We start from the raw sequence: 1,097 nt of genomic DNA, 5'->3' as shown, positions 1-1,097 counted from the left end.
GGCTTACGGCGGGTTAATTTGGACAACCACCACGGGAACCGTTCCTTGCAGGTAAACTTTTCAGGTTGTATCGGAAGCAAGCGCTGAGATCGTGGTTTCCAGATCATCACCGGGGCGCAATCTCAGCCATTCCGGCCCCAATTGATGCCTGAACCAGGTGGTTTGCCGCTTGGAATATTGCCTGGTCGCGATCTTGGCGCGTTCGATTGCCTCGGGAAAGCCAATCTCTCCGGCCATCGCTGCCTGCAGTTCGCGAACGCCGATCGCTTTCATCGCCGGCAATTCGGGATCGAGGCCAAGTGCTGCAAGCCGCTTGACCTCGTCCAGCGCGCCCTTGTCCAGCATCTGGTCGAAGCGTTTGTCGATGCGAGCGACCAATGCCGCCCGATCCGGCTCGATCACCAGGAAACGCGCGCTTTCCCTGTCGATGAGCGGCTGGCCGCGTTCTGCCTGCCATTCCAGGATCGAACGGCCAGACGCATCGAGAACCTCCAATGCCCGCACGACGCGCTGGCTGTCGGTTGGCTTGAGCATCATGGCCGCCGCCGAATCCTCGCGCAGCAGCAGGCTGTGCAGCTTGACGGCGCCCTGCTCCTTCAACTCATAGCGCCAGCGGTCGCGGACCCGCTGCGGAATGTCGGGCATTTCCGAAATGCCCTCGGCCAGCGCGCGAAAATAGAGCCCGGTGCCGCCGACAAAAATCACTGGCCGTTCGGAGAATGTGCCGTCCTCGATCAGCTTCATCACATCGCGCAGCCAGGCGCCGGTGGAATAGGCGGTGGCCGGGTGGACATGGCCATAAAGATAATGCAGTGCGCGGGCGAGGTCGGCCGCCTCCGGCCGGGCAGTCAGCACGTCGAGCACCGAATAGCCCTGCATGGAATCGGTATTGACGATCACGCCCCCCCTGCGCTCGGCCAGATCGAGCGCAAGCGCCGACTTGCCGCTGGCGGTCGGCCCGGCTATCAGGATCGCGTTCTTCACGCGGCCCTTGCCCGCCTGCCCGCCGGAATGTTTCATGCCGCTCATCGCCACGCTTGTTTCCCGTCCCGCTGAGCGCGCTTTGTCGCTGTCGCTTGCGAATATGGCCTCACGGT

General features: G+C 62.8%; 1 protein-coding gene. It reads right to left on the bottom strand.

From position 1 onward, the window contains the following. Positions 1 to 60: 60 nt before the first annotated feature. A complete protein-coding gene (miaA, locus tag EN964_RS35400; RefSeq protein ID WP_127272676.1) occupies positions 61 to 1,029 on the bottom strand; it encodes a tRNA (adenosine(37)-N6)-dimethylallyltransferase MiaA in 969 nt (322 codons plus the stop codon). Positions 1,030 to 1,097 lie beyond the last annotated feature (68 nt).

It is taken from the genome of Mesorhizobium sp. M7A.F.Ca.CA.001.10.2.1, assembly GCF_003998575.1.
Classification (GTDB): domain Bacteria; phylum Pseudomonadota; class Alphaproteobacteria; order Rhizobiales; family Rhizobiaceae; genus Mesorhizobium.
The sequence above is the reverse complement of the archived record's forward strand: the minus strand, read 5'-3'. Positions and strand labels throughout refer to the sequence as shown.

Coding starts and splice junctions, on each gene's coding strand:
- miaA (WP_127272676.1), bottom strand. CDS start 1,029: ATGAGCGGCATGAAACATTCCGGCGGGCAGGCGGGCAAGGGCCGCGTG.